General features: G+C 44.3%; 7 protein-coding genes. 3 read left to right on the top strand and 4 right to left on the bottom strand.

The window, feature by feature from the left end; all coding sequences use genetic code 11:
* Positions 1-122 precede the first annotated feature (122 nt).
* From ACWVCM_RS15055 to ACWVCM_RS15045, 3 genes are read right to left on the bottom strand one after another with little or no spacing between them, the layout of a single operon-like run.
* The gene (locus tag ACWVCM_RS15055; RefSeq protein WP_455202585.1) at positions 123-2,054 is read right to left on the bottom strand and encodes a Gldg family protein; all 1,932 of its coding nucleotides are present in this window, start codon (positions 2,052-2,054) and stop codon (positions 123-125) included.
* Positions 2,055-2,067: 13 nt separating this feature from the next.
* Positions 2,068-2,802 (bottom strand): ABC transporter permease subunit, encoded by a 735-nt coding sequence (locus ACWVCM_RS15050; RefSeq protein WP_455202584.1) that lies wholly within the window; start codon positions 2,800-2,802, stop codon positions 2,068-2,070.
* Positions 2,803-2,814: 12 nt separating this feature from the next.
* Positions 2,815-3,765 (bottom strand): ABC transporter ATP-binding protein, encoded by a 951-nt coding sequence (locus tag ACWVCM_RS15045; protein ID WP_455202583.1) that lies wholly within the window; start codon positions 3,763-3,765, stop codon positions 2,815-2,817.
* Between the two features lie 834 nt (positions 3,766-4,599).
* Here ACWVCM_RS15045 and minC point away from each other — a divergent pair.
* From minC to minE, 3 genes are all read left to right on the top strand, one after another.
* Entirely contained in the window at positions 4,600-5,412 is an 813-nt protein-coding gene (gene minC, locus ACWVCM_RS15040; RefSeq protein ID WP_455202582.1) for a septum site-determining protein MinC, read from the top strand.
* 97 nt (positions 5,413-5,509) lie between these two features.
* A complete protein-coding gene (gene minD / locus ACWVCM_RS15035; RefSeq protein WP_455202581.1) occupies positions 5,510-6,319 on the top strand; it encodes a septum site-determining protein MinD in 810 nt (269 codons plus the stop codon).
* Between the two features lie 4 nt (positions 6,320-6,323).
* Positions 6,324-6,608, top strand: a complete 285-nt coding sequence (gene minE / locus ACWVCM_RS15030; RefSeq protein WP_455202580.1) for a cell division topological specificity factor MinE — start codon at positions 6,324-6,326, stop codon at positions 6,606-6,608.
* A 65-nt stretch (positions 6,609-6,673) separates the two neighbouring features.
* On the opposite strand, the gene ACWVCM_RS15025 is transcribed toward minE, so the two are convergent.
* Positions 6,674-8,491: efflux RND transporter permease subunit (locus ACWVCM_RS15025; protein ID WP_455202579.1), on the bottom strand; the 1,818-nt coding region annotated here is incomplete at its 5' end.

Raw genomic sequence — 8,491 nt, 5'->3', positions numbered from 1 at the left:
TGTCACCAGCGCCGGAGATTTCTATGTTTGTTGGCTCGCTAAACAGTGTTGCAATAATGAATAACACCGCGATGCTTGCCAATATCAGTATGTGTCTGGAATTCTTCATTGTGCCATCTCCATTATGAAATCGTTGCTGGAGTCCGTGTGGATTGTTCGCGTTTTCTTAATTTCAATATTGAAATCAAGACACCGCAAATTCCGACCAGAATGGCTATTAAGCCGATATTAATGAACTTTGTCCATCCTTCCAGGCTGTCGATATCCTGTTGGAGCTGATGACGTACGTTACGCAATTCTTTTCGAATTTGAACACGCTCTTGCCTGAAGCGCTCAAGTTCTACTTTTTGTTCGTTGCTCAGGATCAAGGCTTTATCCTGGTCTTTACCACGTTGCAGATCGATGAGCTTACGCTCGGTTTGACGTAGGCGATTCATTAACTGTTGTTCTTTTTCGCGGAACTTGAGTTCTGCTTCCTGACGAATTTCGTCGACTTTGGTAAATGGACGTGAGAAGTGTCCACGATTGCGGACACTGATCAAATCATTACTGCCCATCAAATTGTCCAGTGAATTAATGACCAAACTACCGTTTGCCGCAATGGGCATTGCCATACGTGTACCCATCATCTCTTGAAATCGTACCCAGAACCGGTCTTCCAGTACATCAGTGTCTGCGACAATAATGACATTGATTTCACCTTTGGATTCCGTCAAATGCTCGGCAAATTTCATGGATTCATCTTCTTTCGCAGCATGCTCTGATTTAGGCGCGCCATCGGGAAACGCTGATTTTACTTTTCCGGTAACACGTGCTGCCAACGTATATGATTCACCGCTCGGACGGTAGTTTCGCAAAAGATCCTGTGGATCTGCCAGGGAACTCAAACGGGCTTTATCTACCAATGTTGCTTTATCAGTGGTAGTTATCAGGGGAGTAACAGTGACACCTTCGGTATCAGTGACAGAGATGTTACCCGGCGAGGCGAAATTTACCACGCCCAGTTCCGAAGTAATTATATCCTGGTCATTTAACTGTTCTTTAGGAAGTTTCATCCAGATTGGATAGTCTATGGCGGCGCTACGCTGAGCCATGTTAAACGCTACTTTTTGCGCTAACTGGATGTCGCCTACCACCTTGTTCTCTGGCGTGCTGATGCCCCAGGACTGGAACAACCTGTTGAGATGGGAAACGCCAAATGTATTGCCTGGCATCCCGCTTTGTTGACTGGTTACAGTATCAGTTTCCGCGTGAGGATCAACAAAAGCCAGCAATCGACCGCCATTCATTATGTATTGATCAATGGCGTACAAGGTGGCTTCACTGATTCCCTTAGGGTGTACCAGCATTAACACGTCTATATCGTCCGGAATTTTGTCGATATCAACATCCAGAGACCGGACATCAAAGAACTGGCGCATTTGTGCGACTACCGTCCATGTTTCAGTGGGACGCGGCATCATTCCCATACCGGGCATGTGTGGCGCAGGAGAACCATCAATACTAATGGTACTGATCAAACCCACCACTTTCTTTTTCGGGTTGGAAACTTGCTGAATGACTTTGGTAATATCGTACTCAATGAACTCTTCGCGATTGGGACTGAAAAAGGGAATGGTTTCTTCTTCGTCTGTAGGTCCCGTCGCAACCATGCCAAAGTAAAAGGTATTTTCACTATCAATTTGAGCGCCTCTTAATCCATAACTTACCGCTTCATCTTCCTTGTCGGAAAATGGTTCCGGGTCAATGATGGTCAAATTGATATTACTACCTGCGGTGCGCTTATATTCCTGCAGCAACTCTTTAACCCGAGTGGCATAGCTCGTAACACCGGGTAAACGTGTGGCCAGTTTTTGTGAAAGATATAAACGAATGGTAATGGGTTCATCCATTCCCTCCAGGATATTGCGTGTTCCTTCTGAAAGGGTGAACAGATTATTTTCTGTCAGGTCCATACGGGCAGAAGTTAAGCTATTATTACTGAAAATGTTTATAGCCAGTAATAAAACGACAGCAATTAAAACACTACCTGTTGTAAACATTTTTATATTCATAATTATTCCCTTTCTAATCTGCCTTCTTATATTCGATGAGCACGATGTTGGTAAAAAGCCAGAAGGCAATTAGCGAAACAAAATATATAATGTCACGCAAGTCTATGACGCCTTTGCTTATGGCATCGAAGTGGGTCAAGAAACTGAATGAACTGATTGCGGCAACAATAAATTCCGGTGCCCATATGCTGAAGAAATCCAGCACCAGGGGAAATCCACTTAATACGAACAATAAGCAAATGACGGCACTCACTACAAATGCGATAACCTGGTTCCGGGTGACCGCCGATATGCAGGAGCCAATAGACAGAAATGCACCAGCCATAAGCATGCTGCCTATGTATCCGGCAACAATAATGCCATTGTCCGGTTCGCCCAGGTAGTTAACAGTGATCCAGACGGGGAAGGTGAGACTCAATGCAATTCCGGTAAACGCCCATGCAGCTAAAAACTTACCGAGTACTGCCTGTGGCATGGTAATAGGCATAGTCAACAGCAATTCAATGGTTCCCCCCTTGCGTTCTTCAGCCCACAGCCGCATTGCCAGTGCAGGTATCAGAAACAGGTATAACCACGGATGAAAACTAAAAAAGGGCTGCAGGTCAGCCTGACCGCGTTCGAAAAAATTTCCTATATAAAAAGTGAAAATACCACTTAGAAAAACAAAAATGATCATGAATATGTAAGCAATGGGTGTTGTAAAATACCCGGTAAGCTCACGTTTGAAAATAACCCAAATATTTGCCATTCGTTTCGCTCCTTATGATGCCTGTTGTGTTGTAATGGAACGAAATACGTCGTCCAGCCTTCCATGAACCACATGCAGGTTTTCCACGTCCCAGCTTTTATCGCGGGCCAAATGACTTACTTCTGATATAGGTGCATTGTCACTTGATGGATATACACGGAAGCTTACACAGCCTTCCGATTGTGAGATTTGTTCAACGGATTTGACGCCAGTAATTTTCTCCAGGTCGCTACTGACAGGATCCGGTGAATCGGTGCGTACTGTAATTTCAACCGAGTTATGTAAGGGTGACTTGGCTTCCAGGCTTACCGGTGTACCATCTGCGACTAAATTGCCGTTGGTGATAATCATGGCCCGGCTACAGACCGCATGGACTTCTTCCAGAATATGGGTGGACAGTATAATGGCTTTTTCCGGAGCCATATCTTTAATCAGCGTGCGGACCTCATGTTTCTGGTTGGGGTCCAGGCCGTCAGTGGGCTCATCGAGAATTAAAATTTCCGGGTCGTGAATAATCGCCTGCGCGAGACCTACTCTTCGTTTAAATCCTTTAGATAACGTTTCGATGGGTTTATAAACTACCGATTCCAGGTTGACCTTGTCTATCATTTCTTCCACGCGCCTGGATTTTTCTGCACCACGATAGCCGCGAATCTCGGCCACGAAATGCAGGAAGCTTTCCGGAGTCATATCGCTATAGAGCGGTGCGCCTTCCGGCAAATACCCTATGCGTGTTTTAACTGCGACGGGATTTTCTGCGATATCATCTCCACCCACTTTGACTGTGCCATTGTCCGGTGTAAGAAATCCGGTAATCATTTTCATGGTTGTGGATTTGCCAGCACCGTTGGGGCCAAGAAAACCCAATACCTCACCTTTATTGACGCTAAAGGAAATATCGTTGACCGCAGTGAACGATCCAAACATTTTTTTCAAATGTGATACTTCAACCATCGTTCCCATTCCATTTATCCTTTTTGCAATTGAACTATATCAATAGATAGAAACACCCTGTGACCGTACACTTCCCGGAATGTTTCATAACTTGGGTTACCTGCCGCAAATGCAAGTGATCATATTTCGAAAATACTGACAACATTAACAGATTTCACACTGTCATTTACACAACACGTCACCGGGGCTGGTGCTGTAGATTTGCCTAAGGCAACTAACGCCAGCGGAGTAGTGCACTCGGTTCCAGGCGAAAAAAATAGTAGAGAAAGCGAAAATCGCTGTCAAGCGGGCCTTTTCTAATTTAGAGCAGCAATAACTATAAATAAGTGCAAGAAAAAGAGATCGTAGCGGAAATATCCATTGCTGCCCTGTTTCGCGGGTAAATTGAGTGAATTATAGACAGAAAACACAGCATAAATCATAGTTAAAGTAATTTCTAGGAAATTTTACTGGAGTTAAGAAATTACTTTAACTGTGAATATTCCAGGTCGACTGTGATGATGTCTATCAACTCAGCGTAATATTTTCTGAAGTTAATGTATTGGATTAAGTGTTGCGTGATCTCGGTTTCGAAGCGTGGTTTTGAGTTTTACATGTGATGTTTGATCACTGTTAACGATTCGTTAGTTGTTTTAATAATGCAGTGAGAATCTAACATTTACGCTGATTAAAAATGTAATAAAACAATAGCAGTTTGAAGAGGCTTTCGTTATTATTCACCCCAGCTAGTGTTTTATGCTTGCAGAGTTTAAAATCTTTGCTATGTTGATACGAACGAAGTGCTAATCTGGATTTGCTAATACTAGTAGCCATCGCACTCGTCACAATGACTTAATCACCTATATGGATACGGTTAGGACCGACAAGGCCGAAACAAAAGATCTATTTGACAACTCGAATGATTCTGCGATTGAAATTAAAGGATCAGTCTTTACCCTCCCTGTCTTAAAAATTTGTACCACTGAAATAGAAGAAGTAGCCCAGGCGCTGAAAAAACATCTGGCTCAGTCATTAAGTTTTTTTAAAAACGCGCCCATCGTTATTGATCTTGAAAGAACCAAACAATTAAAACCCTCTATTGATTTTCCGGCGCTAACCCAGTTACTGAGGAACCAGCAATTAGTACCGGTTGCCGTGCAAAAAGGAAGTCTCGAGCAACACCTGGAAGCCGAGAAAGCTGGTTTGGCGATTTTAACCGGGCAGGCTTCAAGTAAGACAAAACAGGAAGAAGATAGCTCCGCAAATGATCAGGCTGTGGCAGAGCAGGTTGCAGAGGCAACGGATAACAGTAAACAGGCTCAGAGTTCCGGCGCAGGCGAATCCATCGCACCAACAAAAATGGTTACCCAGCCAATCCGTTCCGGTCAACGAATTTATGCCAGGGGAGGCGATTTAATTGTGCTCGCTGCAGTAAACGCAGGGGCCGAAGTTATGGCAGACGGCAATATTCATATTTATGCGCCATTACGGGGAAGAGCGCTGGCCGGTGTCAAAGGTGACGAAAGCGCCAGAATTTTTTGTCATAGCATGGAAGCAGAATTAATTGCCATTGCAGGAGCCTATAGAGTGTTTGAGGATCAGGTGCCAGTTGAGTATCGGCAGAAATCGGTACAAATCTGTATGCGTGGAGAGCAGCTGGATATTGTAACAATTTAATAGTCGTTAAGCGCTCACTTTGTATGATAGTAGTAATAGCTTTAACAAAGTAAGTAGCTTGGCGATGAATGTATGTTTATGACAGTGGGAGGCATTTATGGCCAAAATAATAGTTGTCACCTCGGGTAAAGGTGGTGTTGGTAAAACGACAACCAGCGCCAGTTTTGCAATGGGGCTGGCAAAGCGTGGGCACAAGACGGTGGTCATCGACTTTGATGTTGGTCTTCGAAACCTTGATCTTATCATGGGTTGTGAACGCCGCGTTGTGTATGATTTTGTAAATGTCATTCAGGGCGAAGCAACCCTGGTCCAGGCGCTAATCAAGGACAAACGTGTCGATACCCTGAATATTCTGCCGGCGTCCCAGACTCGCGATAAGGATGCGCTTACACAAGCCGGTGTCGAGCGGATCTTGAACGAGTTAAAAGAGACCCATGACTATATCATTTGTGATTCACCTGCAGGAATTGAAACCGGTGCCATCATGGCGTTGTATTATGCCGATGAAGCGATTGTAGTTACTAATCCTGAGGTTTCCTCGGTGCGTGATTCAGATCGAATTCTCGGTATTCTTCAAGCCAAATCAAAGCGCGCACTGGAAGGTCAGGATCCTATCAAGGAACACCTGTTGATTACACGTTATGATCCTAGTCGCGTTGACCAGGGTGAAATGCTAAGTATTGAAGATATTACAGACTTGCTAGGCATTTCACTAATTGGAGTGATTCCAGAGTCACAGACAGTGCTGCAAGCCTCTAACTCAGGTATCCCGGTAATCATGGATGACAGTAGTGATAGTGGTCTTGCTTACCAGGATGTTGTCGGACGTTTTCTTGGAGAAGAACGGCCGATGCGATTTATTGACATGGAGAAAAAAGGTTTCCTGAAACGCTTATTTGGAACATAAGATTATGACGCTACTAAATTATTTATTAGGTCGAAAGAAGAAAACAGCAACCGTCGCCAAGGAGCGGCTGCAAATTATTCTGGCTCGAGAGCATGCCGATCGGGATGGTCCTGATTATTTGCCTGAACTGAAAAAAGATATTCTGGCAGTGGTGGCGAAGTACGTTGCAGTCGATCTGGATAGAATACAGGTCAATCTGGACAAAAATGGGGACACAGAAATTCTGGAATTAAATATTGTGCTTCCCGACAAACAGCCAGAGCAACCAAAGGTTGCTGTGCACAGTTAGGAATGTAACGGAAAATACGGCGACCGGAATTAATACTACAAGCTGCTAAATCGCGGTATTGCCTGTTACACAGTTGCCTTTTTATAATTTGCGCTGTAATACAAAATAGGAATAACAAACAGCGTTAATAGCGTTGAGATCATTACACCAAAAATCAACGATATTGCCAATCCGTTAAAAATCGGATCATCTAATATAAAGAAAGCACCCAGCATCGCCGCCAGTCCAGTGAGGATGATTGGTTTTGCTCGAACTGCCCCCGAACGTATTACTGCCTCCTGTAAACTCACACCAGCTTTTATTTGTTCATTTGTAAAGTCTACTAATAATATTGAATTACGTACAATAATGCCGGCGAGCGCTATCATACCGATCATTGAAGTTGCTGTGAATTGCGATCCCAGGATAGCATGACCGGGCATGACACCAATGATGGTTAATGGTATGGGTACCATAATGATCAATGGAATGATGTAGGATCGAAACTGGGCTACGACTAACAAGTAAATCAGAATTATTCCAACGCCATACGCAATGCCCATATCTCGGAAAGTTTCATAGGTTACCTGCCATTCACCGTCCCACTTCAGGCTGTAACGATAGGGTTCATCAGGCTGGTTAATAAAGTACTGGTCCAGCTGATAATGATCTTCAAAAACTTTTTCTGTCAGCTGTCCGAATATATCAAACATGCCATACAAGGGGCTGTCGAGGTTACCAGCAAGGTCGCCAGTTACAAAAGTAAATGGTAGCAGGTCCTTGTGATAAATAGCATAGTCACGTTCCTGTTTTTGTATGCTTACAATATCAGCAAGGGGTATAGATTGTCCCCGCTGGTTGCGTACTCGCAGGTTTAACAGACTATCAATGTCCGCTTTGTCGGCATTTGCGATTTCGATTCGAATTGGAGTAGGGAATTTTACGATATCACTATGCAGATAACTGATGTCACCACCAGACACCGCCATGCTTAATACTTCGACGATACTCTGTTGGTTGATACCTAACAGAGCCGCCTTGTTGGTGTCGACGTCAATCAACAGTTTATCTGAGCTGGTTTCCACGCTGTCGTCGACGTCAGTAATATCCTGAGTGTTTTCAAAAACAGTACGGATTTCATTAGCAACCCGGCGTTGGCCTTCATAGTTAAGACCATAGATCTCCGCTACAATGGGTGACATGACGGGTGGTCCGGGAGGCACTTCGACAATTTTCACATCGCCTTTATGGCGTTGTGCAATTTCCCGAATTGCTTCCCTGACCGACAAAGCAATCTCATGGCTTTTGCGATCACGTTGCGCCTTTTCTACAAGATTAACCTGAATGTCTCCGGCATGGGCCATGGAGCGCAGGTAATACTGTCGTACCAGGCCGTTGAAATTGATGGGAGATGCAGTACCTGCATAGACCTGGTAATCAGTAACTTCAGGAACGCTTGTTAAATACTTTCCGATTTCGCTCAATACCTGGTTGGTTTTTTCAGTGCTGGTGCCTTCTGGCATATCCAGAACCACCTGAAATTCGGACTTGTTATCGAAAGGTAACATTTTCAGTACAACTGCCTGAAAGACCGGTAAAGAGACAGAAATTGCAATTAATAAAAGGATTCCACCGAATAGCAACCAGCGCTTGAATTTCCCTCCGGATGCACCCAGAAATGGTGTCATGGATTTTTCAAACAGGGTTTGTAATTTAGTATCCAGTGTGGATTCAGCGTGTGACGCAGGGTGACTGGCTGGTAACAGTTTATTGGCCATCCATGGTGTTAATATAAACGCTACCGCCAGTGAAATTAGCATACCCATGCTGGCATTGATCGGAATCGGGCTCATGTAGGGACCCATTAAACCGCTGACAAAAGCCATTGGCAACAAGGCCGCAAT

The organism is Kaarinaea lacus (assembly GCF_975902315.1).
Note: the sequence above shows the minus strand (reverse complement) of the source record. Positions and strands in the feature narration are given on the sequence as shown.

Coding starts and splice junctions, on each gene's coding strand:
- ACWVCM_RS15055 (WP_455202585.1), bottom strand. CDS start 2,054: ATGAATATAAAAATGTTTACAACAGGTAGTGTTTTAATTGCTGTCGTT.
- ACWVCM_RS15050 (WP_455202584.1), bottom strand. CDS start 2,802: ATGGCAAATATTTGGGTTATTTTCAAACGTGAGCTTACCGGGTATTTT.
- ACWVCM_RS15045 (WP_455202583.1), bottom strand. CDS start 3,765: ATGGGAACGATGGTTGAAGTATCACATTTGAAAAAAATGTTTGGATCG.
- minC (WP_455202582.1), top strand. CDS start 4,600: ATGGATACGGTTAGGACCGACAAGGCCGAAACAAAAGATCTATTTGAC.
- minD (WP_455202581.1), top strand. CDS start 5,510: ATGGCCAAAATAATAGTTGTCACCTCGGGTAAAGGTGGTGTTGGTAAA.
- minE (WP_455202580.1), top strand. CDS start 6,324: ATGACGCTACTAAATTATTTATTAGGTCGAAAGAAGAAAACAGCAACC.